Origin of the sequence: Bosea sp. (in: a-proteobacteria) (assembly GCA_023910605.1) — a bacterium.
Classification (GTDB): Bacteria; Pseudomonadota; Alphaproteobacteria; order Rhizobiales; family Beijerinckiaceae; genus Allobosea.
The window spans coordinates 3,223,601-3,248,842 of record JAAVVV010000001.1; the positions used below are offsets into that span (position 1 = coordinate 3,223,601).

General features: G+C 68.9%; 21 protein-coding genes and 1 pseudogene. 11 read left to right on the top strand and 11 right to left on the bottom strand.

The window, feature by feature from the left end; translation table 11 throughout:
* The first annotated feature begins 3 nt into the window (after window positions 1-3).
* Both HEQ16_15575 and HEQ16_15580 read left to right on the top strand, forming a co-directional pair.
* Window positions 4-2,838, top strand: coding sequence for a DUF4159 domain-containing protein (locus tag HEQ16_15575; protein ID MCO4055436.1), 2,835 nt, complete (start codon window positions 4-6; stop codon window positions 2,836-2,838).
* Complete coding sequence (locus HEQ16_15580) at window positions 2,839-4,935, top strand: hypothetical protein (protein ID MCO4055437.1); 2,097 nt, start codon at window positions 2,839-2,841, stop codon at window positions 4,933-4,935. It begins immediately after the preceding gene.
* A gap of 12 nt (window positions 4,936-4,947) precedes the next feature.
* Here HEQ16_15580 and HEQ16_15585 read toward each other — a convergent pair whose 3' ends face one another.
* A complete protein-coding gene (locus HEQ16_15585) occupies window positions 4,948-5,457 on the bottom strand; it encodes an N-acetyltransferase (protein ID MCO4055438.1) in 510 nt (169 codons plus the stop codon).
* A 77-nt stretch (window positions 5,458-5,534) separates the two neighbouring features.
* Complete coding sequence (locus HEQ16_15590) at window positions 5,535-5,990, bottom strand: NUDIX domain-containing protein (GenBank protein MCO4055439.1); 456 nt, start codon at window positions 5,988-5,990, stop codon at window positions 5,535-5,537.
* Between the two features lie 383 nt (window positions 5,991-6,373).
* Here HEQ16_15590 and HEQ16_15595 point away from each other — a divergent pair, with 383 nt between their 5' ends.
* Complete coding sequence (locus tag HEQ16_15595) at window positions 6,374-7,249, top strand: metallophosphoesterase (GenBank protein MCO4055440.1); 876 nt, start codon at window positions 6,374-6,376, stop codon at window positions 7,247-7,249.
* A gap of 12 nt (window positions 7,250-7,261) precedes the next feature.
* Here HEQ16_15595 and HEQ16_15600 read toward each other — a convergent pair whose 3' ends face one another.
* From HEQ16_15600 to mdoH, 5 genes are all read right to left on the bottom strand, one after another.
* A complete protein-coding gene (locus HEQ16_15600) occupies window positions 7,262-8,008 on the bottom strand; it encodes an SDR family oxidoreductase (GenBank protein ID MCO4055441.1) in 747 nt (248 codons plus the stop codon).
* Window positions 8,009-8,023: 15 nt separating this feature from the next.
* Window positions 8,024-9,028 (bottom strand): glucokinase, encoded by a 1,005-nt coding sequence (locus HEQ16_15605; protein MCO4055442.1) that lies wholly within the window; start codon window positions 9,026-9,028, stop codon window positions 8,024-8,026.
* 106 nt (window positions 9,029-9,134) lie between these two features.
* Window positions 9,135-10,112, bottom strand: a complete 978-nt coding sequence (locus tag HEQ16_15610; GenBank protein MCO4055443.1) for a hypothetical protein — start codon at window positions 10,110-10,112, stop codon at window positions 9,135-9,137.
* Window positions 10,113-10,241: 129 nt separating this feature from the next.
* A complete protein-coding gene (locus HEQ16_15615; protein ID MCO4055444.1) occupies window positions 10,242-11,003 on the bottom strand; it encodes an FkbM family methyltransferase in 762 nt (253 codons plus the stop codon).
* Window positions 11,000-12,826, bottom strand: coding sequence for a glucans biosynthesis glucosyltransferase MdoH (mdoH, locus tag HEQ16_15620; protein MCO4055445.1), 1,827 nt, complete (start codon window positions 12,824-12,826; stop codon window positions 11,000-11,002). Before mdoH ends, HEQ16_15615 begins: the two co-directional genes overlap by 4 nt.
* Window positions 12,827-12,949: 123 nt before the next feature.
* Between mdoH and HEQ16_15625 the strand changes: the two genes are divergently transcribed.
* From HEQ16_15625 to HEQ16_15640, 4 genes are read left to right on the top strand one after another with little or no spacing between them, the layout of a single operon-like run.
* A complete protein-coding gene (locus HEQ16_15625) occupies window positions 12,950-13,912 on the top strand; it encodes a zinc-binding alcohol dehydrogenase (protein ID MCO4055446.1) in 963 nt (320 codons plus the stop codon).
* Window positions 13,913-13,923: 11 nt separating this feature from the next.
* Window positions 13,924-14,325, top strand: coding sequence for a 6-carboxytetrahydropterin synthase (locus HEQ16_15630; GenBank protein ID MCO4055447.1), 402 nt, complete (start codon window positions 13,924-13,926; stop codon window positions 14,323-14,325).
* A gap of 2 nt (window positions 14,326-14,327) precedes the next feature.
* Window positions 14,328-15,374, top strand: coding sequence for a glycosyltransferase family 4 protein (locus tag HEQ16_15635; protein ID MCO4055448.1), 1,047 nt, complete (start codon window positions 14,328-14,330; stop codon window positions 15,372-15,374).
* Between the two features lie 10 nt (window positions 15,375-15,384).
* Window positions 15,385-16,221 carry an SAM-dependent methyltransferase gene (locus tag HEQ16_15640; protein ID MCO4055449.1) on the top strand — a complete coding sequence of 279 codons (837 nt, stop codon included), beginning with the start codon at window positions 15,385-15,387 and terminating at the stop codon, window positions 16,219-16,221.
* 21 nt (window positions 16,222-16,242) lie between these two features.
* On the opposite strand, the gene HEQ16_15645 is transcribed toward HEQ16_15640, so the two are convergent.
* Window positions 16,243-16,800 (bottom strand): cytochrome b, encoded by a 558-nt coding sequence (locus tag HEQ16_15645; GenBank protein ID MCO4055450.1) that lies wholly within the window; start codon window positions 16,798-16,800, stop codon window positions 16,243-16,245.
* A 191-nt stretch (window positions 16,801-16,991) separates the two neighbouring features.
* On the opposite strand from HEQ16_15645, the gene ribA reads away from it, so the two are divergent.
* Both ribA and HEQ16_15655 read left to right on the top strand, forming a co-directional pair.
* On the top strand, window positions 16,992-18,122 hold the full coding sequence (gene ribA, locus HEQ16_15650) for a GTP cyclohydrolase II RibA (protein MCO4055451.1): 1,131 nt from the start codon (window positions 16,992-16,994) through the stop codon (window positions 18,120-18,122).
* 134 nt (window positions 18,123-18,256) lie between these two features.
* Window positions 18,257-20,686 (top strand): glycosyltransferase family 39 protein, encoded by a 2,430-nt coding sequence (locus HEQ16_15655; GenBank protein MCO4055452.1) that lies wholly within the window; start codon window positions 18,257-18,259, stop codon window positions 20,684-20,686.
* Window positions 20,687-20,721: 35 nt separating this feature from the next.
* Here HEQ16_15655 and HEQ16_15660 read toward each other — a convergent pair whose 3' ends face one another.
* Entirely contained in the window at window positions 20,722-22,119 is a 1,398-nt protein-coding gene (locus HEQ16_15660; GenBank protein ID MCO4055453.1) for a hypothetical protein, read from the bottom strand.
* Window positions 22,120-22,236: 117 nt separating this feature from the next.
* Window positions 22,237-22,797, bottom strand: a complete 561-nt coding sequence (locus HEQ16_15665) for a DUF1134 domain-containing protein (GenBank protein MCO4055454.1) — start codon at window positions 22,795-22,797, stop codon at window positions 22,237-22,239.
* 212 nt (window positions 22,798-23,009) lie between these two features.
* Here HEQ16_15665 and HEQ16_15670 point away from each other — a divergent pair.
* A pseudogene (locus HEQ16_15670) lies at window positions 23,010-23,450 on the top strand (hypothetical protein).
* Window positions 23,451-23,531: 81 nt separating this feature from the next.
* On the opposite strand, the gene HEQ16_15675 reads toward HEQ16_15670, so the two are convergent.
* Window positions 23,532-24,389 carry a 3'(2'),5'-bisphosphate nucleotidase CysQ gene (locus HEQ16_15675; GenBank protein MCO4055455.1) on the bottom strand — a complete coding sequence of 286 codons (858 nt, stop codon included), beginning with the start codon at window positions 24,387-24,389 and terminating at the stop codon, window positions 23,532-23,534.
* A gap of 107 nt (window positions 24,390-24,496) precedes the next feature.
* Here HEQ16_15675 and HEQ16_15680 point away from each other — a divergent pair, with 107 nt between their 5' ends.
* Window positions 24,497-25,159, top strand: a complete 663-nt coding sequence (locus HEQ16_15680; GenBank protein ID MCO4055456.1) for a histidine phosphotransferase — start codon at window positions 24,497-24,499, stop codon at window positions 25,157-25,159.
* Window positions 25,160-25,242: the final 83 nt, after the last annotated feature.

Sequence of the window (25,242 nt, forward strand, 5' to 3'; positions counted from 1 at the left end):
CTGATGTTTGGCCTGCCGCTCGCCTTCGCCGCTCCCGTCGTGCTCGCCGGCCTCGTTGCGCTTCCGGCCCTGTGGTGGCTCCTGCGCGTGACGCCGCCACGGCCGCAGCGCATCGCCTTCCCGCCGCTCAAGCTGATGGCGGACCTGATGCCCAGGCGCGAGACGCCGGCGCGCACCCCCTGGTGGCTGCTGGCGCTGCGCATGCTGATCGCGGCGCTGGTCATCCTCGCCGTGGCCGGCCCGGTTCTCAACCCCGCCCGCACCACCGATGGCGCCGCGCGCGAGCCCCTGGTCCTGATCATCGACAACGGCGCCGCCTCCGCGCGGGACTGGACCGGCCGCACGCAGCTCGCCGAGAGCCTGATCGCGGCGGCGGGCCGCGATGGCCGGGCCGTGGCGCTTGCCGGACTTGCCGAGCCGCCCTCCGCCATGGCGCTGGGCACGCCGGCCGAGGCCGAGGAGCGGCTGCGGGCTTTGCAGCTGCGCCCGCACATGCCCGACCGCAGCCGTCATCTGGCTGATCTGCAATCGTTGCTGCGCGTGGCGCCGGGCGCGGAGATCGCCTGGATCAGCGACGGCGTGCGGCTTGATCCTGACGACGCCTTCGCCAGCCGCCTTAAGGAGATGGCGCGCGAGGGCAGGACCGTGGTTCACGCCGCCAACGGCCAGAACATGCTCTTCCTTGCTGAGGTCGAGAACCTAGCCGCCAGCCTCAACGTCAAGGTGGTGCGCGCCGAGCCCGGCCCGCCCTCCGCCCTGAGCCTGCGCGCCAGCGACCAGCGCGGCATCGTCGTGGGCGAGGCCAGCGTGCAGATGGAGGCCGCCGCCACCGAGGCTGTCGCCAGCTTCGCCCTGCCCATCGAGGTGCGCAACGCCGTCACCCGCATCGAGGTTGTGGGCGAGCGCTCGGCCGGCTCGGTCCTGCTTGTGGATGATTCCGCCCGCCGTCGTCGCGTTGGCCTCGTCACGGGCATCACTGCGGACGTGGCCCAGCCGCTGCTGTCGCCTACCTATTATCTATCCAGGGCGCTCGCCCCGTTCGCCGACATCCGCGAGCCGCGCCCCGGCATTTCCGATCCCATCGGCCAGTTGCTCGACCAGAACCTGTCCGTGCTGATGCTGGCCGATGTCGGCGGCATCGACCGGGACACCAGCGCCCGCATCGCGGCGTTCGTGGAGCGCGGCGGCGTGCTCGTGCGCTTCGCCGGCCCGCGCCTCGCCGCGGCTGGCGATGACCTCACGCCCGTGCGCCTCAGGCGCGGCGGGCGCAGCCTCGGCGGCGCCCTCTCATGGGATGCGCCCAAGACCCTGGCTCCCTTCAATCGCGAGGGCCCCTTCGCCGAATTGTCGACCCGCGAGGAGGTGACTGTGACGCGCCAGATCCTCGCCGAGCCCGATGGCGAGCTTTCGCGCAAGGTCTGGGCTTCCCTTGTCGACGGCACGCCCATCGTCACCGCCGACCGCCGGGGCTCGGGCCTCGTTGTGCTCTTCCACGTCACGGCGGACACCACCTGGTCGAGCCTGCCGCTGTCGGGCCTTTTCGTCGACATGCTCCGCCGCATCGTGGCGCTCTCGGGCACGGCGGCGGCGGATGCCGGACAGGCCGGAGAAGCCCGCGTCGAGGTCGTCTCTCCGGTCACCGTACTTGATGGGCAAGGCGTGTTCCGCAGCCCGCCGCCGACAGCGCGCCCTGTGCCCCGCAACTATGCCGACCGAGCCGTCCATCCCCATCCGCCCGGTTTCTACGGGCCGCGCGGCGCGACGCTGGCCATCAACACGCTCAAGCCTGCGGACCGGCCCGCCGCGATCGATTTCGCCGCAGCCGGACTGGCGACACGCGCCATCGAGGCTCCGCAAGCGCGCGATCTGCGCCCCCCCTTGCTGGTGATCGCGCTGCTGCTGCTGGCGGCCGACACGCTGGCCACGCTCTGGCTCGGCGGCCGGTTGAAGGCGATGCTGGGCTCGCGCGCGGCCACGGCCTCGCTTCTGGGCGCGGCGCTCGTGCTGGGGCTTGCCGCAGCGCCCCGGCCCGGGGTCGCCCAGGGCGCTGCCGCGCCCCCGGCCGGACAGGACTTGGCGGCGCTGCCGCCCATCACGCGCGAGCAGATCACCGCTGCCGCCACCACCCGTCTCGCCTATGTCGTCACCGGCGACCGCCGCGTCGACGACACCTCGCGCGCCGGGCTTGAGGGGCTGACCATCGCGCTCGCGGCGCGCACCGCGCTGGAGCCGGGCGAGCCTGTAGGGGTCGATCCCTCGCGCGATGACCTTGCCTTGTATCCGGTGCTCTACTGGCCCATCGTGGCCGGCCGGCCGCAGCCGCCCATCGAGACGATCCGGCGTCTGGACGCCTTCATGAAGGGTGGCGGCTTTGTGATCTTCGATACCCGCGACGCCGATGCCCAGCGCCCTGGCCGCGCCACGCCAGAGAGCGATTACCTGCGCCAGATGCTCTCCATCGTGGACGTTCCCGAGCTGGAGCCCGTCCCGCGCGACCATGTGCTCACCAAGACCTTCTACCTGATCGACGGCTTCCCCGGCCGCTATGACCGGGGCCAGACCTGGGTCGAGGTCCTGCCTCCGCCCGGCCCTGATGGCCGCGGCCCCGCCCGCGCGGCCGACGGCGTCTCCCCGATCGTGATCACGTCGAATGATCTGGCCGCCGCCTGGGCCGTGGACCGGCGCGGCGGCCCGCTCTTTCCCGTGCAGGGCTCGAGCCCACGCCAGCGGGAAATGTCGCTGCGCGGAGGGGTCAATCTCGTGATGTATGCCCTCACGGGCAACTACAAGGCCGATCAGGTGCACGTGCCGGCCCTGCTCGAGAGGCTGGGACAGTAGATGTATTCGCTCAGCTTCACGCCGCTGGTCCCCGTCTGGCTGCTGGCCGCCCTCGCGCTTGTGGTGTTGGCGGCGGCCGGCGCGGCGCTCGTGCTCCAGCGCGGCCGGGGCGTGCTCCGCGCGCTGGCGCTGCTGGCGCTGCTCTTTGCCCTGGGCGATCCCTCGCTGGTCCACGAGGAACGCGAGCCGGTGAAGGATGTGGTCGCGGTCGTGATCGACCGCTCCGGCTCGAACCGCCTCGCCGACCGTGCCGAGCAGACGGCGCGGGCGCGCGCGCAGGTTGAGCGGCAACTCGCAGGGATTTCCCAGGTCGAGGCCCGCTTCGTCGAGGTGGGCGACGGCGACGGCGCCAATGACGGCACGCGGCTGTTCGAAGCCCTGAGCGCAACCCTGGCCGACGTGCCGGCCGAGCGCGTGGCGGGCGCGCTCTTCATCACGGACGGAATCGTCCACGATATGCCGGGGGCGGCGCAGGCACTGGGTCTCAAGGCCCCGCTCCATGCCCTGATAACCGGGCGCGACAGCGAGATCGACCGGCGGGTGACGTTGACCGACACGCCCCGCTTCGGCATCGTCGGCAAAACCGTGAAGATCCGCCTCACGGTTGACGAGAAGAATGGGACCGGCACCAGCCGCGTCACTGTCAGGCGCGACGGCGAGGTGCTGATGGAGCGCGCGGTGCGCACCGCCGAGCCCATGGAACTGACCGTCAGGATCGACCGCGGCGGCCCCAACCTGATCGAGATCGAGGCCGACGCGATCCCGGGCGAGATGACGACCGCCAACAACCGCGCCGTCGTCACCATCGAAGGCGTACGCGACAAGCTGCGGGTGCTGCTGGTCTCGGGCGAGCCGCATGCAGGCGAGCGCACCTGGCGCAACCTGCTCAAATCCGACGCCAACATCGACCTGGTGCACTTCACCATCCTGCGCCCGCCCGAGAAGCAGGACGGCACACCCATCAATGAGCTCTCGCTCATCGCCTTCCCCGTAAGGGATCTGTTCCAGACGAAGATCAAGGAATTCGACCTCATCATCTTCGACCGCTACGCCAACACCACGATCCTGCCGCTTGTCTATTTCGAGAACATCGTGCGCTATGTTCGCGAGGGTGGTGCGTTGATGGTGGCGGCAGGCCCGGAGTTCTCCGGCAACGGCACGCTCTCGCGCACGCCGCTCTCTGCGGTCCTGCCGGCGCAGCCCGATGGCCGCACCATCGAGGAGGCCTATCGCGCCCGCATCACCGACCGCGGCAAGCGCCATCCCGTGACGCGCGATCTCGACGGATCGGAGGTCGAGCCGCCGCGCTGGGGGGAATGGCTGCGCCTGATCTCGGCCCGCGCCAGCGAAGGCGATGTGGTGATGTCCGGCCCTGGCGACCGGCCGCTGCTCATCACCTCCCGCGAGGGCAAGGGCCGCGTGGGCCTGTTCCTGTCCGATCATGCCTGGCTCTGGGCGCGCGGCTATCGCGAAGGCGGCCCCCACATCGACCTTCTGCGCCGCCTCAGCCACTGGCTGATGAAAGAGCCCAGCCTCGAGGAGGAGGCGCTGCGGGCCACCACGCGCGGCCGCACCGTGGAGATCGAGCGCCAGACGCTTGGCGACAATCCGGGCGCCGTCACCATCACCAGCCCATCCGGGGCCGCCCGCTCCCTGCCGCTCGCGCTCGATCGGCCCGGCCTGTTCAGCACCCGCCTTCAGGCCACCGAGCTTGGCCTGCACCGGCTGCAATCGGACCAGCTTGTCGCCTTCGTCAGCGTCGGATCTGACAATCCGCGCGAGTTCACGGACGTTTTGAGCGACCCGGCGCGGCTCAGGCCCGTGGCCGAGACGCTTGGCGGCTCGTCGCGCCGCATCGGCTCCGAGGCCTCGCCCGAGGTGCAGTTGCCGCGCGTCGTGCCGGTCAGGGCAGGAGCGCGGCTCGCAGGCGGCGACTGGATCGGCCTCAGGATCACCGATTCAGGCATCGTGCGCGGCGTCTCGCTGTCGCCGCTGTTCATCGGGCTTGGCGGGCTTGCGCTCATCCTCGGCGCGCTGATCGCTGGCTGGCTTGGCGAGGGCGGCAGCCGTCATTCCCGGCGCAAGGCCGAAAGCTGAAGGCAGCCTGCGTCAGTAAATCGGCCGGGCGCGCACCGTCCCCGTCGCCTGCGCGAGCGCGCCAGGCTGCAACTCTGCGGCGAGGAAGCGCCGCGGATCCACCGGGCCCGGCATGACCAGCTGGCGCGCGGGCACCATGCTGAAGCCGAAGCGCCGGTAATAGGGCTCATCCCCCACCAGCAGGATCAGGGTCTCCCCCGCCTTGGCCGCAGCATCCATGGAGCGACGCATCAGCGCCCCGCCGATGCCGAGCCGCTCGAAGGACGGGTCCACCGTGAGCGGCCCCAGGATCAGCGCCGGCGTCTCGCCCGCCAGCACCGGCGAGAGCCGGACCGAGCCAACCAGCAGCGTGCCGACCAGCGCGGAGAAGCAGAACTGCGGCGTGGCCGCCGCGCGGCCCTCGCGCAGGCGGAACGCCGTGCGGGCATAGCGCCCGGGCCCGAAGACGCGGTCATGAAGCCGCTCGATCGCATCATCATCGAGGGGCGATTCAGGGCGGATGTCGACATTCGGACTTGTCATGGCGGCTCACGGCATAAACGCTCGCGGCCCGGCTGGCCAGCATTGCGCAAGCCTTCGCCGCAGCCGGACGGCTGATGTCACCACAGATCGGACGGCGGCGCGTCCTCAAGCACCTCCGCCAGCCGCCGGCGGGTGGAGGCCGTCGTGCCAGCGGGCAGCGCATCGACAGAAAAGAAGGCGGCGCGGCGTATCTCGCGCGTGGCGGGCGGGGGCCCATTCCAGACAAAGTCCCGCACCACGAACACCGCGACATGATCGCGCCGGCCAAGCCGCTCATTGAGGAACACGCCGTGCAGCAGCCCGGCGCCCGTCATCGTAACCCCGGCTTCCTCGCGCAGTTCCTTGGCGAGCGCGAGGGCGAGCGTCTCCCCGATCTCCACGCCCCCGCCCGGCAAGTGCCAGCCTGCGACATAGCCATGCTCCACGAGCAGCACACGGCCCTCATCGTCAAGCACGACGGCGCGCACGCCCAGAGTCATGGCCCGGGTCAGCAGAAACCAGCGGTGCAGCAGCCATTGCAGCGCAGGTCGCATCGAGGGCGGAGTCAAAGAGGTATCCTTAACCATATGCATCCTGTGCATATCTATTCTGAAATCTGACCTCGTCATGCCTTTTTTGCACCATAAACATGGCGTATCCGACACTCACGCAGAAGGGCACGGGCCCTTTGCGCTTTCAAGGATCCGTTCGATGTTTCTCGCCACGCTGATTTCGATGTTCACTGCGCCCAAGGCGTATGTGTGGCAGCCGGCCGTGACGATGACGGACCCCGCCATCGTCTCCGCCCTCATGCCCGATTGCGCCCGATAAGCGCCGTCAAGCTTGACGCGCCCGATCTGGCAGGCCAAGCCCCGGAGCGATCCGGGGCTTTTTGCTGCCTGCCGGAGCGTTCCTGGAGACAGAAACCTTGGTCTGCATGCTTGCGCACCTGTCCGATCCGCACCTCAATCCGCTGCCGCGCCTGCGCGCCACCGATCTGATGGGCAAGCGCGCCACGGGTTATGTCAACTGGCTGCGCTCGCGCCGCTTCGTGCATGACATGGAGCTTCTGGACCGGATCGTCGCAGACATGCTGGCGCAGCAGCCTGACCATGTCGCTTGCACCGGCGACGTGACCCATATCGGTCTGCCGGGCGAGTTCCCCACCGCCATCCGCTTCCTCGATCGCCTTGGTCCGCGCGAACGCGTCAGCTTCGTGCCCGGCAATCATGATGCCTACGTCGCATCGAGCCTCGGGCCGCTGTCGCGCGAGATGGCGCCCTGGACACGCTCGGAGGCTGACGGCCACGGCTTTCCCTGGATGAAGGTGCGTGGCCATGTCGCGCTCATCGGCCTGTCTTCGGCGGTCCCCACCGGACCGCTCATGGCCTGGGGCAAGGTCGGGCCTGTCCAGCTTGAGAAGGCCGAAAGGCTGCTTGCGGAGGCGGGCCGGGGCGGGCTCAGGCGCGTGGTCCTGATCCATCATCCGCCGCATGTCGGCGGCGCAGGCCGCGGCCGCGAACTCAAGGATGCCGACAGCTTCGAAGCCATGATCGAGCGGGCCGGCGCCGATCTCGTCATCCATGGCCACAACCACAAGACCTCCCTGTCATGGATCCGGTCCGGCCGACAGCTCTCTCCTGTGGTGGGCGTCGCGTCCTGCTCGATGGGTCTGCGCAGCCATGGAGAGAAGGCTGGCTGGCATCTCTTCCGCGTGCCGGAGGGCGATGAACCGATCACCTTGCAGCGGCGTGGCCTGCTGCCGAATGGCGGCGTCGGCCTGATTGAGGAGCGCCCGCTCGTGAAGGCCTGAGGTGGCGGCGCGCTAGATGCAGCGCCCGCCATCGACCTCGAGCACGGCCCCCGTCACCATCGCCGCCTCGTCAGAACACACGAAGAGGCAGGCATTGGCGATGTCCTGCGGCGTCGAGAGCCGTCCCAGCGGGATCGACGCCCGGAACGCGGCGCGCTTCTGGGGCGTGTCCTCGCCCATGAAGGTGGCGAGCAGCGGCGTCTCCCCGGCCACGGGCGCGATGGCGACAACGCGGATGCGGTCTGGCGCGAGCTCCACCGCCATCGACTTCGAGACGAGGTTCACGGCGCCCTTGGTGGCGTTGTACCAGGTCAGCCCCGGGCGCGGCCGGATGCCGGCCGTGGAGCCGATGTTGCAGATCACACCCCCACCGCGCTGTCGCAGATGCGGAACGGCCGCCTGCGCAAACAGGTAGATCGATTTCACGTTCACGGCGAAGACGCGGTCGAACTCCTCTTCCGTCACCTCCAGCATCGGCTTGTTGCGGTGGCTGATGCCAGCATTGTTGACGATCAGTTCGAGGTCGCCGAAGCGCTTGATCGTGGCGGCGACGGCGCGTTGAACGTCCCGCGCCTTGGACACATCCGCCCGGATGGCAACGGCGCGCCGGCCGATGCCGCGCGCCACGGCACGGGCCTTCTCGATGTCGAGATCGACCACAGCAACCTTCGCCCCTTCGCGCGCGAAGGTTTCCGCGATGCCCTGGCCGAACCCCTGGCCCGCGCCGGTCACCAGCGCCACCTTGTCCTTCAGACGCATATCATCCCCCTGTTCTCATCTCCAAAGACGCCCCTCAAGCCCGAAGGCGGCTGGATCGAGGGCAACCTTCGCAAGGCCCCGCTCGGCCGGATCGGCGCCGGTGACGATCCACAGCGGCGCATCCGCCATCAGCGCCTCCATCGGGGGCTTCGTGGCGAAGGCTGCACGCATCGCAGCAACGTCGAACAGCGGCAGCAGCTTGGGCGCGATGCCGCCGGCGATGAAGACGCCACCCGTCGCCTTGAGCGTGAGAGCGAGATCACCCGCCACACGGCCCAGCAAGGTTCCAAACAGCATGACAGCCTGCCTTGCGCTGGCGTCGCGCGCCTGCGCAGCCGCCGCCACCGCCGCGCCATCCTGCGGCGATGCGCCGGACTGGACCTGCCCGCCGGCACGGCGCCTCAGCGCCGCATCGAGCCGTGCAAGGCCCGCGCCGGAAAGCAGGCTCTCGACCGTGACGCGGCCATGCACACGCTCAAGCAGAGGCCACAGCGCAAACTCGTCCTCGCTGACAGGGCCCAGCTCGATGTGGCCGGCCTCGGTCGGGACGATGGTGTAGCGCCCTTCGCGCCCGACCAGCGCCGCAGCGCCGAAGCCCGTGCCCGGCCCCAGGATGAGGCGCGCGCCATCCGGCGCGGCCGTGCCCGCGCCAATCGGCGTCAGTTCAGCCGGCCCGAGCACCGGCAGGCATGTCGCCAGCGCCTCGAAGTCGTTCACGAGCAGTCCCTGCTCGAGGCCGAGCGCATCGCTCAGTGATGCGCCATCGAAGGCCCAGCCCGCATTGGTGAGCTCCGCGCCAAGCCCGATCACCGGCCCTGCCACCGCCAGCACTGCGGAGCGCGGGCGTGCTGACCCGCACAGCGCCATGGCGCGGGTCAGCGCCGCCTCGCAGGTCGGCTCGTCGCGTGTCAGCAGGCGCAACACCGTCTGCGGCGCAGCGCCGGGCGATTTCACCAGCGCCACGCGGCAGTTCGTGCCCCCGATATCGGCAACCAGCAGCGGGTGGGGCAGCGCGGTCATGTCAGCGGTCCGGCCTCGGCTCAAGGCGCTGCGGCTTCGGCAGGCCCTCGGCCCATCAACACCGAAGGCGCATGTTTCCGCAACCCCCGGCAGGGGCCCGCCCGTCTCAGGGCCTGGGGGCTGCGGCCGGCGCCGGCCGTGCCGGATCCTTGCTGAAAGCCTTGAAGACATGGTCGGGCGACGACGTGTTGTGCTGCGAATGGGTGAGCCGCCCCATCCAGACATCGGTCCCCTGGGCCTTCTGGAAATCGAGGATGTGCTCTTCGCGCCAGCGCCTGGCGCCGGGCTCGCGCACGGCGATGCGCGACACATCATTGTTGAAGTCCGTCACATACATCGAGCGCAGCGCCGCGAATGCCTTGCCGCCAGCTACCGGCCTATCGAGCACGGCGTCGAGGACCATCCGGTTCTCGTCCACACTCTCCAGCTTGAGCGAGCCGTTGGAGCCGTCCTTGAAGGCGAGCTTGAATTCGAGCGTCTTGGGGTCGAACTCGATCTCGCGGATATTGACCACGGGCCGCCCTTCGGTCTCGACAGGGCCGAACAGGAAGGACGAGCCATAGGCGCTGAAGTTCAGATGCGCAGGCGGCATTGGCCGGGCACGCCAGTATCCATCCTGTGGATAGACCACGAGCACCTCATAGGACTTGTCCTTGCCGAGCTTCCACAGTTGCACGAGGTGCAGGCCCTTCTCGACCCGATCCCCGACCTTGAAGGTGGTGTCCGCCGGGCGCCAGAAGCTGGGAAAGGTGTAGCCCACCAGCCAGTACTCGATGCTCTCGTAGAAGGTCACGCGCCGGGGCGGAACGGGCGGCTTGAACACAGGATCCCCTGTCATGTCGCAGGCGGTCCAGTCGGCCTCCCAGTTATCCTTCACCAGCCCGCCGATATAGGGCGGGTGAGCGGCCTCGATTCGGAAGCGCCGCACCTCGGGCGAGGTCGTCTTGATCGTGATGTTGTCCTTCTCCGCGCACAGCACCGGCTCGGATTCATTGGTGACGGTCACGGGCACCGCGTCGAGCGAAGCGGCGAAGGCCGAGGCGCCGAAGGCGAGTGCAGCGAATGTTGCGCTGATGCGGAGCATGGGTCAGGTCCAATCCGTTCTGGTGTCATCTCCGCCGCGCCGCAGGCGCGGAAAAGGGATCTATGGGCCGAGGAAACTGGTGGTTCCCCTTCCCGTCCCAAACGGGCCGCAGGGGATGACGCCGACGACCTATGTCAGCACCGCGTAGACATCGCCGGAATTGGCGTCGTGCGGCAATGCGGCAATATGCACGTCCATCTCGGCGGCCGAGACGAAGCCGGGAAATGTCAGTTCCTGGCTTTCTCCCAGCGCGAGGTTGAAGCGGTAGGGCCCCAGCGCCTCCAGGCGCGCGATGCAGGCGGCCGCCACGTCTTTCTGGATGGTGGTGAACTCGAAGGAAAGCGCCCTGACCGGCCTTGAGAGCCCCTCGAGCACGCCAAGCTCGAAGCCCTCGACATCGACCTTGATGAAGGCCGGCTCGCCATGTTCGGCGATCAGTCTGTCCAGCGTGACGCACGGCACGGTGACGGACCGGTCCCAGACCTGCCCTTCCCAGCCGTTCGCCCCTTCGGCGGCGCTGACGAAAGCGTCGGACGCGGTCGAGACCGTGGGATTGGCGCTGTTGATGCGGAGCACCACCTCGCCCTCGGCCGGGCCGCAGGCCGCCTGCACGAGTGTGATGGAGGCATCCCGCCCATGGATCAGCCGGATGGCGCGCGCGCAGCCCGGCTGCGGCTCCAGCGCCACGACCCGCGCCCCAAGGCGGCGGAACGACGAGATCCGGTCCCCGACATGGCTGCCGATATCGAAGGCGAGTTCGCCCTGCTTCACGAAGCGCGCATAGAGCGCGTCCATGGCGGGCTGGCGGCTCTTGTCGCCATGATAGACGCGGAGCGAACGGCGCAGGGACTTCGCCGTGCCCTTGGGCAGGATGGCAGGGGAAAGGCTCATGTGCGCGCAGCCTTGAGCACGGCTGCGACCTCGGGCGGCGCGCTCACATCCTCCGGTATAGCGCACAGGCCCGTGCGCTGGAACCAGCGCCCGAGCGTGGGCGACGCGGTGAACACCGCGAACGGCACGGCCAGCACATAGCCCGCCAGCAACGGCATGGCCCACCACATCACCTTGGGCGACAGCAGCCAGAGCGCGCCGATGACATAGGCGCCGAACAGAAGATGCGGCCAGAGCCCCTGGAGCGCCGTCATCACCGAGAGCGACTGCGCATCGCGCGACTGCCCGTTCCAGCCGATGCGTGATTTGCCGAAGGCGAGGCCGATCATGAAGATCGTGGTGCGGAAGGTCGAGACGGCGCCCTGGAGGAAGGAGAACACCAGTTCGATCGCGGCCGATGCGAGGAAGCGGGCCGTGCCGCCCCAGCGGGCCGTGCCGCCTTTCGTGAGCAGGATGTCGGCCGCGCCGGCGAATTTGGGCGACAGATACATCACGAAGAACAGCACATAGAGGAAGGCGGCGAGGCCGGAGGGGTAGAAAGCCAGCCCCTTGTCCTCGATGACCTTGAGCGGCAGCAGCGCGATCATCAGCGTCCAGGCCGGCAGGCCGACGAACATCAGCACGGCCCAGACAAGCTGGAACCGGCTCATCGGCTTGAGCCCCGGCAGATCGAGCAGCTTGAGATATTGCAGGTTGCCCAGGCACCAGCGCAGGTCGCGCTTGGCGAATTCGAGCATGGTCGGCGGGTTCTCCTCCCACGATCCGCCTTCGATCGGATGGACGCGGACCTCATAGCCGGCGCGGCGCATCAGCGTGGCCTCGACCTGGTCATGGCTCATCACATGCCCGCCAAGCGGCGGCCCGCCCGGCAGCACCGGCAGGTGGCAGGCATCGCGGAAGGGCGCGATCCGCACGAAGGCATTATGGCCCCAGAAGGGTCCGCAATCGCCCACCCACCAGGCCTGGCCCATGGTGTAGGAGCGCATGCCCTGCCGCATGCCGAACTGGAAGATGCGGGCGAATGCGCTCGACGAGGGCATGCCGACCACGAGGCTCTGGAGGATGCCGAGCTTCGGGTGGGCCTGCATCATCCGCGTGTAGGCGACGATGGCATCGCCCGACATCAGGCTGTCGGCGTCGAGCGGCAGCATCAATTCGTAGCGGTCGCCCCAGCGCTCGCAGAAATCGCGGACATTGCCGGCCTTGTATCCGGTGTTGTCCGTGCGGCGGCGGTAGACGATGCGGCTGGGATCGCCCGTTTCGGCGGCCCAGGCGGCGGCAAGCTCTTCCTCGCGCGCGGCGACGGCTTTGTCATTGGTGTCCGAGAGCAGGAAGTAGTCATAAGCTGCGCCATAGCCGGTGGCGTCCACGCTGGCCTTGACGGTACGCAGCCGGAAGATGGCGCGGGCCGGGTCCTCGTTGCGCAGCGTCATGAAGATCGCCGTGCGCAGCGTGAGCGGCGCGTCGATGTCGCCCGCATCCGCGAAGGGCGCGACACGCCCGACGCCGTCCTTCACGCCATGCAGCAGCCACAGGCCGATGACGGCGTTCCAAAAGCCCAGCACCGTCCAGGGCGCGCCGAAGGCGAAGGCCACGAAGATGATCGCGTCGATCACCGTCCAGCCGCCCGCCGCCAGCACCAACGAGAGGCCCCACATCATGGCGCCATAGGTGGCGACGTTGAGCGCGAGCACGGTCAGCCGCCGGCGCGTCATCTCGGAGCGGCGCTGGAGCCCGGCCGGCGTCAACCCGTCGGCTCGCTCCGGCGCAGGCTTCACAGGGGCCTCGGCCGTGAAATTCAGGGGCTCGGGGCGCTGGTTCATCTGGGGCTCATGGACGATATGTGAGGGACGCTGCGACGATGGACCTGCGGGCGGTTGTGCCCCACATAGGGCGCAACCGCGCTTTGGACGAATCCCTTGACGACTGCAACTTCGGCACGCCCCATCGAGACCCGATCGCTCTGGTATGTCGGCCCGCGTGAATGCGCCCTGAATGCCGAGAGCCTCACGCCCGGCCCCGGCGAGGCGGTGGTTCGCACCCTGTTCAGCGGCATCAGCCGCGGCACCGAGCGCCTCGTCTTCGAGGGCCGGGTTCCGGCCTCCGAGCATGAGCGCATGCGCGGTCCCGGAATGGCTGGCGCCTTCCCGTTCCCCGTGAAATACGGCTACTGCGCCGTCGGCGTCGTCGAAGCGGGCCCGCAGGACCTGGTCGGCCGGCGCGTCTTCGCGCTGCATCCGCACCAGGGCCATTTCGCGATGCCTCCGGACCGGCTCACGGTGTTGCCCGAGACCCTGCCGTCCCGCCGCGCCGTGCTGGCGGCGAACATGGAGACGGCGCTGAACGCGCTGTGGGATTCAGGCGCCGGCCCGGGCGACCGCATCGCGATGGTCGGGGCGGGCGTGGTGGGCCTGCTCGTCGCCAGCATCGCCGCCCGGCTGCCGGGCGCAGACGTCACGATCATCGACCCGGACGCAAGCCGAGCCCCCCTCGCCGGCGCTCTGGGCTGCGCCTTCGCGAACAGCGCGGCCGGCCTCGCCGATTGCGACGTGGTGTTCCATGCATCCGCAAGCGCCGCAGGGCTCAACGCCGCCATCGGACTTGCAGGCTTCGAGGGGACCATCGTGGAGTTGAGCTGGCACGGCGCGGGCGAGACGCCTGTGGCGCTGGGTGGAGCCTTCCATTCGCGCCGGCTCAGGCTCGTCTCCAGCCAGGTCGGCCATATCGCGCCCTGCCGCCGCGCCCGCTGGAGCTATGCGCGCCGCATGGCCAAGGCGCTGGACCTGCTGGATGACGCGCGCCTCGATGCGCTCATCACCGACGACATCCCCTTTGCCGAGGCGCCCGCGCGCCTGCCCGCGCTCTTCGCGCCGGGCGCTGCGGGCCTCACCGCCGTTCTCGTCCACTGAAGGAAACCGCCATGTTCTCCGTTGAAGTCCGCGACCGCATCATGATCGCCCATTCCCTGCCCGATCCGTTCTTCGGGCCCGCCCAGAACATGCATGGCGCCACCTTCGTGGTGGATGTCGCCTTCTACCGCGAGGAGATGACGAAGCAGAATGTCGTTGTCGACATCGGCGCCGCGCTCGACGTGCTGAACAAGACGCTGAAGCCCCTCGCCTACCAGAACCTCGATACTCTCCCGCAGTTCAGGGGCGTGCTCACCACCACCGAGTTCCTCTGCAAGCACATCTTCGACGAGATCGCCAAGGCGGCCCGCGATGGCGCGCTGGGCGAGGACGGGCGCGGCCTCGCCAGGATCAGGGTGACGCTGCACGAGACGGACCTCGCCCGCGCCGCCTATGAGGGTCATCTGGCGTGACCATGATCGCCTTCGCGATTCCGGGCGATCTGGGCCGGCCCACCGGCGGCTATGCCTATGACAGGCATGTGCTGCGCCTTCTGCCCGAATGCGGCGTGTCGGTGCGCCATGTGCCGCTGCCCGGCTCCTGGCCCGAGCCGAGCGAGCCGGACATGGCGGAAACCAGCCGGCTGCTTCTCGAACAGGATTGGCGCAGCCCGCTGCTGATCGACGGTCTCGCCTACGGCGCCTTCCCGACCGGCATGGCAGCGGGGCTGGCCGGGCGCGTCGTGGCGCTGTGCCATCATCCGCTGTGCCTGGAGACCGGCATGGCGCCCGCGCGCGCATCCGTGCTGCGCCGGCTCGAGACGGCTGCACTGGGCTATGCCGCTGCCGTCATCGTGACAGGGGAAGCGACGCGCGATCTTCTGGTCGCTGAATTCAGCGTGCCGGCCGGGCGAGTAACCGTTGCCGAACCCGGCGTGGAGCCCGCGGCCCGCGCGGCCGAAACCCCGTTCGGCCAGCCGCTCCGGCTGCTGGCCGTGGGCTCGATCATTCCCCGCAAGGGCTATGATCTGCTCATCGACGCGCTGGCCCCGCTCGCAGGCCTGCCCTGGACGCTGCGCATCATCGGCGCCGCCGATCCGGGCTCGCCGCTGCTTGCCGCCCTGCGCGTCCAGGCCAGCGCCGCCGGCCTGGGCGACAGGGTGTCATTCCTGGGCGCGATGAGCGACGCCGAACTCGATGACCATTACCGCTCAAGCGACATCTTCGTCATGGCGTCGCATTACGAAGGTTTCGGCATGGTGCTGACCGAAGCGCTGGCGCGCGGCCTGCCCATCGTCACAACCCGCTGCGGCGCGGCCGCGCACGCGCTGCCCGCCCGCGCCGCGCAGGTGACCGCGCCCGGAGACGTGGGCGAACTGACCGGCGCGCTCGCCTACCTGATCGGCGATTCGAGCGCGCGGCAACGCCATGCCGACGCCGCTTGGGAAGCCGCCGCCAGCCTGCCGCGCTGGCGCGACACCGCCCGCATGATCGCTGATGTCTGCCGCAGCCTGCACAGTTAAGGACCTGCCCATGAGCTTTTCCCCCGAATGGCTGGCGCTGCGTGAGCCGGTCGATCACCGCTCGGTCAACCCGGCGCTTGCTGCCCATGTGGCCGAAAGGTTCGGCGGCACGGACCACATCTCGATCATGGATCTGGGCTGCGGCGCCGGCTCGAACCTGCGCGGAAGCCATCGTCTCTTTGGAGACAGCCAGCACTGGACGCTGGTGGATTATGACGCCTCCCTGCTGGCGGCAGCCCGTGCCCGCCTTGCCCTCTGGGCCGACGAGGCGCAAGAGGCCGGCGAGGAGCTGCTGCTCAGCAAGGACGGCAAGCGGCTGATGGTGGACTTCCGCCAGATCGACCTCAACGCCGATCTCGAGCGCGTTCTGGACTGGCGGCCCGATCTGGTGACGGCCGCAGCGCTGTTCGACCTTGTCTCCCCCTCCTGGGTCGATCGCTTTGCAGCGGCGATGGCCCGGCGCGCGCTGCCGCTCTATACGGTGCTGACCTATGACGGCCGCGAGCAATGGGAGCCGCCCCACGGCGCGGATGCGGCCATGGTCGCGGCATTTCACGCGCATCAGCACACCGACAAGGGCTTTGGCCCGGCCGCCGGCCCCGATGCCTGCGCGGTGATGGAAAAGGCCTTCAAGGCTGTGGGCCATCATGTCTGGACAGGCGACAGCCCGTGGCTCATGACCGATGCGGATGGCGGCCTCGTCGCGCAGCTCACGGACGGGATCGCGCGGGCCGTGCGCGAGACGGGGCGCGTGCCCGAGGCGGAGGTCGCATCATGGCTCGCCGCCAAGGCCACGGCGCGCCGCGGCCTTGTGGGTCACCTTGACCTCCTTGCCTGCCCGGCCTGAAGCGCTGGCGGCAGCCTGTGCTCAGCCGCGCTTCGGAAGCATCCGGCGCAGCACGCCATCCTTGCGGATGAAGTGGTGATGGAGCGCCGCGCCGACATGCATGACGATGAAGGCCACCAGCGCAAAGCCGATGAGCTTGTGAGCGAATAACGCGCGCCCGGCCGCCGCCTGATCGGGCGAGGTCAGGGCCGGCAGCGAGAACAGGCCGAAGATGTCCAGCGCCGGGAACAGCGAAACGCCCAGCCATCCCGTCAGCGCCATGGCGAACAACAGGATATAGAGCCCCCAGTGATTGAGCGCCGAAACGGTTCTCTGCCACGGCTCTATCGACGCATCCGGCGGCGGCGCGCCCTTCACGAGCCGCCAGGCCAGCCGCGCGACCATCAGGATAAGGAGGATGAAGCCCGCGAGCTTGTGGCCGGAATACAGCGCGTTGGTCGTGCCGTCCCAGATGTTGCGGTCGCCGCGATCGGACATGATCACCCCGACCGGGATCATCACGAACACGAAGCCGGCGGTGAGCCAGTGGAACATCCGGGCTGGCCGGTTGTAGACCTGCTGCGCGGGCCCATCCTGCATGCTCGCCTCCTCGATCGGGTTCTCGTCCAGCGCCGCAGCGCGGAACGGTCGATGCCCCCGCGCCAAAGCTGCGCCGCGTTCATGCTCGGTTCAAGCTCGCAATGGTCTAGGTGCATCCGAACGATGACCGATTGCGTAGATTGGTCAACCCTCCGATCGCGAGCCGGACAATCAGGAAGAATGGTGCTTTGATGAGCGTAGCTAAGCGTTCCATTCTCGGGCTCGACCGCGGTCAGGACCTTCTGGCCGTCGATCGCGCGATTTCGGAACTGCGCGCCGCCCGGCCGCTTCTTCTCACCGGCGGCGAAGGCGCGGCCGTCATCGTCTCGGCCGAACTCCTCGATCAGGATTTCGCTGATCGTTTCAACACCTTCGCAGCCGGCCAGGCCCGTCTTGCCCTGCCTGCCGCGCGCCTGCGTCGCCTGGGCTCGACCCAGCGCAAGGTGGCCGGCACGGTGGCGCTGCCCACCATCGACCTTGGCCGCATCGAGCAGCTGGTGCTCAAGGTGGACGGCAGGCTCGACGCGCCCATCGCGCCCGCCACGGCGATCGATCTCGGCGCGCTGGAGCTGGCGGCCCTGTCGCTGATCCTCCCCGCGCTGGTGGTCGTGCCCGTCGACCTCGCCGCCGTGGCCGAAGAGCCGCTGGTGCGCGTCGCCGTCAGCGCGGTGAACAGCTTCCGCAAGACGCAGGTCGAGCAGCTCACCATCGTCGGCCGCGCGCCGGTGCCGCTCGAGGATGCGCCCCGCACCGAGTTCGTGGTGTTCCGCGGCGGCGAAGGCCTGCGCGATCAGGTCGCCATCGTGGTCGGTGAGCTCGACATGGGCCAGCCCGTGCATGTGCGCCTGCATTCGGCCTGCCTGACAGGCGATCTTTTCGGCTCGCTGAAGTGCGATTGCGGCGACCAGCTGCGCGAGACGGTGCGCTGGATGGCCGAGAACCAGGGCGGCATCCTGCTTTATCTGGACCAGGAAGGGCGCGGCAACGGCATCTCCAACAAGATGCGCGCCTACCGCCTGCAGAGCGAGGGCTGGGACACCTATGACGCCGACGAGGTGCTGGGCTTCGATCTCGACCAGCGCCGCTTCGACTTTGCCGCTGAGATGCTCAAGCAACTCGGCGTGACGCGGGTGGTGGCCATGACGAACAACCCGATCAAGATCGGCGCCATCAAGCATGCCGGCCTCGAGGTGCAGGCCAGCCGCCGGGTGCTGGGCCGGCCCAACAAGCACAATGTGCAGTATCTCGAATCCAAGCGCGATCGCGCCGGCCACTACATCGACATGGATGTGCTCATGGCCCGGGCCGCGCCCAACGACTGAGGCCCGGCCCGCCCGGCCGGACCGCAACATTCCACACCGCGCGGAATTTTAGCTGTGGGCAGGACGTTGCCCTGCGCTTGCTCCGGCCTGGCCGGTGAGGACGAGGCGAGGCGTTTGCGTTTAGGATGCCTTCCATGCAGCCTGAAGCCGCTCCCTTTATTTCGCAGCCTGAATGGACCCGCGCCCAGACGCTCGGCGTCGCTGCGATCATTGCCCTGTTCTGGGCAGCGCTGAACTGGGCCTGGCTCTCAGGCGCGCTCACCATCCCCTGGGACGCCAAGGCGCATTTCCAGCCGCAGCTCCAGTTTCTGGCCAGTTCCCTCGCCCGCGGCGAATCGCCTTTCTGGAACCCGCATGTCTTCGCCGGTCACCCGCAGATCGCCGATCCGCAGGCGCTGATCTTCTCGCCGCCCCATCTGCTCGCAGCCCTGATCTTCCCGCGTCCGGGACCTGTCGTGGGCGATGTCGTGGTGCTCGGCTGCCTGCTGGCAGGGGCGATTGCCATGGCCATGCTGTTCCGCGACAGGCGCTGGGCCCCGGCCGGCGCCGTGACGGCCGCGCTGGTCTTCGCCTTCGGCGCAGCAGCATCCTGGCGCATCCAGCACATCGGGCAGGTGATGAGCCTGAGCTACTTCGCCGTCACGCTCTGGCTGATGGCGCGGGCGCTGGAGCGTGGCAGCGCGCGTTATGGCCTTGGCGCGGGGCTGACGGCCGGTTTGATGATCCTCGGGCGCGATCAGGTGGCGCTGCTTGGCTGCTACACCCTTGCCGGCCTGACCTTCGCCGCCTGGTTGCAGGCGCCGAAACCCGTGAGAGCCATCCTGCACAGCCTGAAGCCGCTGCTGGCGATGGCGCTCGCGGCGCTCCTCACCGCAGCCATCCCCATCCTGTTCACGCTGATGCTGGCCGAGCAGTCCAACCGCCCTGCCATCGATCTGGCGGGCGCTGGCAGGGGCAGTCTGCATCCCGCCTCGCTCCTCACGCTGTTCGTGGCGAACCTGTACGGAGCGGCTGGCCCGCTGGAGAACTTCTGGGGCCAGCCGAGCCCCGCCTGGAACGGCGCCTTCGGCGATGTCGATCTCTTCCTCGCCCGCAACATGAGCGTGGCCTATGTCGGCGCCCTGCCGCTTCTGGCCATCATCACCGTGGGCATCCTGCGCGGGCGTGCCTGGGACCCGGCCATCCGCACCATCGCCATCGCTGCGGCGCTGACGCTGCTTTATGCGCTGGGGCGTTATACCCCTGTGTTTCAGGGCCTGTTCGCGCTTCTGCCCGGCGTGGCGTTCTACCGCCGGCCAGCCGACGCCCTGTTCAATTTCGGCGCCCTGGCCGCCATCCTGGCTGGCTACTGCGTGCATGAACTCGCTTCGCAGCCGCAGGGCCGCGAGCGGCTCTGGCGCTGGCTGGTTGCGATCGGCCTGTTCGCGGCGGCGCTGGCGGCCAGTTACGGGCTCGCGACGATCGTCGGGCGCGAAAGCGTCGCGCTGATTCCGATGGCGATGGCGTCGATCCTGTTTCTGCTTGCGGCGGTGATGCTGCTTGTCGTGTGGCGCGCCCATCACAGCGCCCCGATGGGCGCCGCCCTGCTCGTGGCGGCGGTGCTGGGTGTGGACCTCGCCGTCAGCAACGGCCCCAGCGAGTCCACCGGCCTGCCCAGCGCGCAATATGACGTGCTGCAGCCCGACAGCGCCAATCCCACCATCGCGCTGCTGAAAAGCGAGTTGGCCCGCACCGCCGCTCCAGACCGGCGCGACAGGGTGGAACTGGCGGGCATCGACTTCCACTGGCCCAATGCCAGCATGACCCATGGGCTTGATCACACCCTGGGCTACAATCCGCTGAGACTTGGCGACTATTCGCTCGCCACCGGAGCGGGCGATCACGTGGCGCTGCCCGATCAGCGCCGGTTCTCGCCCCTGATGCCGGGTTATCGCTCCGTGCTGGCTGACATGCTGGGCCTGCGCTTCATCGCCTCGCGCGTGCCGCTCGATCAGATCGACAGGAGCCTTGGTCCAGACGCGCTGCAAGAGGGCCGGCTGCGGCTGATCGCGCGCACGCCGGATGCCTTCGTCTACGAGAACGCAAATGCGCTGCCGCGCGTCCTGCTTGCCTCGGAAGCGCGGATCGTGGACCGCAGCGCCATCCTTGCCAGCGGCCAGTGGCCGGCTGGCTTCGACCCAAGGCGCACGGTTCTTCTCGGGGCGGAAGACCGCCCCCCTGCCCAGCGCTGCGTGGCGTTGTCCGGGCCCATGACAGGCACGGCGGCCATTCGGCGCTATGCCAACACCCGGATCGTCGTCGAAGTGGAGGCATCGCGTTGCGGCTGGCTCGTGCTCAACGATGCCTGGCAGCGCTGGTGGACGGTGACCGTGAACGGGGGGGCGGCCCCGCTGCTGCGCGCCAACATCCTGTTCCGCGCCGTGGAGGTGCCGGAGGGCCGTTCGGTCGTGACCTTCACCTTCGCGCCGTTTGCCGGGCTGGCAGCTGACGTTGTGGAACGGCTGCCTCGCGCTCTCGGTGACAAGCTGGGCCTCACGGACACGCCGCGGCTTGCGGATCGCTGATCCGGATCGGCCGCTTCACAAGCCGGCTTAGCCGCCTATTCCACCGCAGCGTCCGGCACCGGGGGGAGCGAGAGCGGTTTGCTGAATGCGACCTTTTGCCTCGGCTGGGCATGGTCTTGCGGAGCCGAAGCGGCATCGAGCGAGCGAGCCGCCCCAACGCCGTCATGCTCAGGCGCGAGCCGCAGGGCGGAGCCGCTGCGTAGCTTCAGGAACTGTTCCGCCACATGGCTGATCTCGGCGCGCAGCCTCGCGTTCTCTGCATCCATGCGCTGGGCCGCGCGCTCCGTCTCGCGACGCAGCGCCCCAAGCTCATCAGCCAGCGCCGCGCGCTGCGCCCGGACCTTCCCCGCCTCTGCCTGCTCCGCATCCAGGTCGCCGCGCAAGGCTTCGATCCGCAGGTCGCGCTCACGCCGGGCGCTGGCGGCCTCTGCCTCAAGCCGCGCCTTATCTGCGGTCACTTCGCGTAGACGCGATCCGATGGCCTCGGCTTCCTGGCGCGCCGCAGCGCCGGACTGCTCGGCCGTGGATCTCGCCTGACGCGTGTCATTCAGCATCTGGTCGAGGCGCGCAGCCGCATCCTCGCTGGCTTTGAGGCGCACGCGCAGGCTGTTGCGCTCGGCGACGAGCGCCGCAAGTTCGCTGCCCCGGCGCTCGAAGGCCGCGCGCGTGGCGGCGTGGCCGCCTTGCTCGCCTGACAGCGCGGCGGTGAGCTCAGTCACCATTGCATCCAGTTCAGCGATGCGGGCCGCATCGTTCATCGCCAGCATCTCGCCCTGGGCCAGTGCGAGCCTCAGGCGGTCCTTTTCAAGGTTGAGCGCAGCATGGGCCGTTTCCAGAGCTTCCAGCGCAGCCTGCTTCGAGGCCAGTTCGGCGTCGAGCCGCTCGCCGCAGGCCGTGGCCTCGTCAAGGTCCTGGATGCGGGCCGCCAGCGTGGCGCGGAGATCCGATCGCTCGACCATGAGAGCCGCGACCTCGCGGTCACGCTCCGAGAGCAAGTGCCCGCGCGTGGCAAGATCGCGCTGGGTGGCGACATGCTGCGTGCTCTCGCTCGCCAGCGCCGCCCGGGTCGCGTCGAGATCGGCGTCGAGCGTCGCCAGTCCCGCATCGCGGTCGGCGATCATCACCTCGCGCACGGCCAGCGTGGTCTTGAGCTCCGCTATCGCCATATCGCGGGCTCCGGCAGCCGCAAGAGCGGACGCGCGCTCTGTCTGGCTGCGCTCGGCCTTCCGTTCCAGCTCGCGCTCGCGCACGGCGAAGGTGGCCCTGAGATGGTCACGCTCGGCCGCGATCTCGTCCACCGAAAGCGGGAAGCTGAGTTCCGCCCTCCGCCGGGCCAGCCGGTCGGCCCTGCGACTGATCGCCGGCAAGGTGATCAGCCAGATCACCGTGGCGCCCAGAAAGCCGAGCGCGGCCAACATGACAACTTCGATCACGACAGGTCCTCGGCAGCGCCAACGAGACGGCATCATGCCATGACGCAAGGTCAAAAACCAGATATGACCGCGCCGCGCGCTACTTCAACCGCCCCATGCAGGCCGCCGCCGTGCCCCTCAGAATGGATTCCAGGTCGATTGCGGCGTGAACTTCAGGTAGCCGACATTGACGCCCAGCCGCGCGCCGACGCCGCTGCGGATCGGCACTACGGTGACGCCATCGCCCGCCGTCAGCGCGGTGAAGCCGAAGCCGGCCACGAAATACACCGAGCCGTCCACCCCGCCGAAGCGCTGGTAGATCGCCTCGGTGCGCGGCATGTTGTAGATCAGCATCATCGTGCGCGCGCCATCGCCGCCAAAGTCGAATCCCAGCGAAGGACCCTGCCAGAACACCTTCCGGTCGCCGGCATTGCGCGTGTAGAGCGTGCCTTCGCCAAAGCGCAAGCCGGCCACGAAGGCGCCGGAGCCTTCCTGGCCCAGGATGTAGCCATTGGGCTCGCCCCAGCGCCGCACGGCTTCCTCAACCGCAAGCGCGAGCCCGCGCGACACATTTCCGAAGAACTTGTGGCCCGAGCCGACCAGTTCCTCGGGCTTGAAAGTGCTGCCGTCACCTTGCTGGGCCGATGCAGGCTGGGCGGGCGCCAGCCACATCAGGCCAGCCAGAAACGCAGCAGCCATCGCGCGGCACGACAGAGCCAGACTTCCCGGCTGCTTCCAGGGCCATCTCATGGACAACGATCCCTCCAATCCTAACGTATGCATCAACGTTCCGGATACTCTCGATGCCTATGGTGCCCACCCTGACGGGCCCCATCTGCGGAGGCCTCGAATCATGACACGAAGGATCAACTGCGATGACGGCCATTGCAAGGCGACGCCAGAGCTTTGCCATGCTGCGCGCGCTGCTGGCGGCGCTCAGCCTTGGCTTTGCCGCCGCCACCCCGGCATCGGCCGCTTCGCCCGCCCCGTCAGGCTGGGTCGCGGCGATCCCGTCTGTGCCAAGGCTTCCCGATCTTGGCGATCTGACTGTGCAGAACAGCGCCGGCATCGCCCTGCACGGATTTGATCCGGTGGCCTACTTTGCCGAGGGTCGCGCGGTGAGCGGCAAGGAGCGTCATGAATGGCTCCATGAGGGCGTGGTCTGGCGCTTCGCCAATGCCGCCAACCGCGACGCCTTCCGCTTTAACCCTTATGCCTACATGCCCGCTTTCGGCGGCTACGACGCGGTGGCCGTGGCCCGCGGCAAGGCCGTGGAAACCAGGCCGGACCAGTTCATCATCGAGGGTGGCCGGCTGCTGTTGTTCCGCGACAGGGCAGCACGCGAGAAATTCGCCGCATCGCCCCAGATCCTGGCGCAGGCCTACGAGCTTTGGCCCACGATCAAGCGTGAACTGGCACGCTGAACCGTCAAGCTAGCCCGCGCGCTGAACAGCTTCCAGCACGCGCCCGAGCAAGCCCTCGCGCGCCACCGCGACGAATGGGGGGTTGGAGAAGTCACCTCCCGGTCCGTCATAGCGCAGGGGCGCGCCGTCAACGGCGCGCACGAGCCCGCCCGCAGCCGAGAGGATGGCGTCGCCGGCGGCGATGTCCCAGGCCATGGTGCGGCCATGACGGACATGGATGTCGGCCTGCCCCTCGGCCAGCAGGCCGAACTTGATCGCCGAGGACGTGCAGGTGGTTGCGCCGACGCCGCAGGCTGCCAGCGCCGCCAGGGAGCGCGGATCGCCATGGCGGCGGCTGACCAGGGCGCGCAGCGACGCGCCCGGCTCTGGCGCGCGAGCCGAGAGCAGCCGGGGCGCGCCGATGGGCGCCGCCTCATGGTCCAGATCGGCGCCATGGCAAGTCTCCCCGGCGAACCATGCGCGCCGCATTGCGGGCGCGACGATGGCCCCGGCAATGGCCCGTCCCCGATGGATGGCCGCGAGGCAGACGCAGAATTCCTCCGTATGGGCGAGGAAGTCCTTCGTCCCATCGAGCGGATCGAGCATCAGGAAGCTCTCGCAATCTGCGCCGGGCGCTTCATCGCTCTCCTCGCTGACCAGCGGGGCATCAAGTCCGAGGCGGGCAAGCGCCTCGCGCACAGCGGCATCGGCTGCGTGATCGGCCTCCGAGACAGGGGAGCCGTCGGCCTTGAGCGTGGAGCGGACATCGCCGCCCCAATGGCGCATCAGCGCCTGCGCGCCGGCGCGCGCCGCCTGGAAAAGGCGTTGTGCCAGTTCGTCGCGCGAAAGATCGAAGGGTTTCAGGGAATGCGGCGGCCTGATCGGCATGGCGGTGGGTGGTTTCCTGTCGGGCTGCTTTGCAACCCCGGGCGGGGCGGCTAGACCCAAGGACGCTCGATAAACTGATTCGTGTCTGTTTCTGGAAAGGTCCGCGAATGACTGAAGCTTCCGCGCCGGCCCTTGCCGTCACGCTCGACGGGCTCGACCTCGCCAGCCTGCTGTGCAGCCGGGTCTGCCACGACGTCATCAGCCCGGTCGGCGCCATCGTCAACGGCATCGAGCTTTATGACACCGGCGACGCCTCGATGAAGGAATTCGCCATCGATCTGGTGCGCAAGAGCTCACGCCAGGCTTCGGCGCGGCTGCAGTTCGCCCGCATCGCGTTTGGGGCAGCAGGCTCTGCCGGAGCCATGATCGACACCGGCGACGCCGGCAACGTGGCCCAGGCCTTTTTCGCCGACGAGAAGATCAAGATCGACTGGCAGGTTCCCCGCGCCCTGCTACCCAAGAACCAGGTGAAGCTCGTGCTCAACCTCGTCATGGTGGCCACCCACGCCATTCCGCGCGGCGGCGTGCTGACAGTCACCGGCACGCTTGACGGCGAGCAGGGCGACTTCACCATCAGCGCAGCCGGCATCAATGCCCGCATGCCGCATAATGCCGAGGATCTGCTGGCAGGCCGGGCCCAGAATGGCGTGGTCGATGCCCATGCCATCCAGTCCTATTACGCCGGACAGATCGCGCGGGCCGCCAACATGAGCGTCAGCCTCGCCATCGCTGGCGACGTGGTCACGATCAGGGCTTGCAGGGCAGACTGACGCCGTGCCGGCGGCGCGGGTGCGGCGCGCCCCCGCGTGGAGGCGATGACGGTCGCGGCTGAAGGGAACGGACCCGGTTTTCT

Bases quoted from the DNA above. Each gene is read 5' to 3' on its own strand.
- HEQ16_15655 (MCO4055452.1), top strand. From the start codon at position 18,257: ATGCAGCCTGAAGCCGCTCCCTTTATTTCGCAGCCTGAATGGACCCGC.
- HEQ16_15600 (MCO4055441.1), bottom strand. From the start codon at position 8,008: ATGCGTCTGAAGGACAAGGTGGCGCTGGTGACCGGCGCGGGCCAGGGG.
- HEQ16_15595 (MCO4055440.1), top strand. From the start codon at position 6,374: ATGCTTGCGCACCTGTCCGATCCGCACCTCAATCCGCTGCCGCGCCTG.
- HEQ16_15645 (MCO4055450.1), bottom strand. From the start codon at position 16,800: ATGCAGGATGGGCCCGCGCAGCAGGTCTACAACCGGCCAGCCCGGATG.
- HEQ16_15610 (MCO4055443.1), bottom strand. From the start codon at position 10,112: ATGCTCCGCATCAGCGCAACATTCGCTGCACTCGCCTTCGGCGCCTCG.
- HEQ16_15635 (MCO4055448.1), top strand. From the start codon at position 14,328: ATGATCGCCTTCGCGATTCCGGGCGATCTGGGCCGGCCCACCGGCGGC.
- HEQ16_15675 (MCO4055455.1), bottom strand. From the start codon at position 24,389: ATGCCGATCAGGCCGCCGCATTCCCTGAAACCCTTCGATCTTTCGCGC.
- mdoH (MCO4055445.1), bottom strand. From the start codon at position 12,826: ATGAACCAGCGCCCCGAGCCCCTGAATTTCACGGCCGAGGCCCCTGTG.
- HEQ16_15630 (MCO4055447.1), top strand. From the start codon at position 13,924: ATGTTCTCCGTTGAAGTCCGCGACCGCATCATGATCGCCCATTCCCTG.
- HEQ16_15680 (MCO4055456.1), top strand. From the start codon at position 24,497: ATGACTGAAGCTTCCGCGCCGGCCCTTGCCGTCACGCTCGACGGGCTC.
- HEQ16_15615 (MCO4055444.1), bottom strand. From the start codon at position 11,003: ATGAGCCTTTCCCCTGCCATCCTGCCCAAGGGCACGGCGAAGTCCCTG.
- ribA (MCO4055451.1), top strand. From the start codon at position 16,992: ATGAGCGTAGCTAAGCGTTCCATTCTCGGGCTCGACCGCGGTCAGGAC.
- HEQ16_15590 (MCO4055439.1), bottom strand. From the start codon at position 5,990: ATGCGACCTGCGCTGCAATGGCTGCTGCACCGCTGGTTTCTGCTGACC.
- HEQ16_15665 (MCO4055454.1), bottom strand. From the start codon at position 22,797: ATGGCTGCTGCGTTTCTGGCTGGCCTGATGTGGCTGGCGCCCGCCCAG.
- HEQ16_15585 (MCO4055438.1), bottom strand. From the start codon at position 5,457: ATGACAAGTCCGAATGTCGACATCCGCCCTGAATCGCCCCTCGATGAT.
- HEQ16_15605 (MCO4055442.1), bottom strand. From the start codon at position 9,028: ATGACCGCGCTGCCCCACCCGCTGCTGGTTGCCGATATCGGGGGCACG.
- HEQ16_15580 (MCO4055437.1), top strand. From the start codon at position 2,839: ATGTATTCGCTCAGCTTCACGCCGCTGGTCCCCGTCTGGCTGCTGGCC.
- HEQ16_15640 (MCO4055449.1), top strand. From the start codon at position 15,385: ATGAGCTTTTCCCCCGAATGGCTGGCGCTGCGTGAGCCGGTCGATCAC.
- HEQ16_15575 (MCO4055436.1), top strand. From the start codon at position 4: ATGTTTGGCCTGCCGCTCGCCTTCGCCGCTCCCGTCGTGCTCGCCGGC.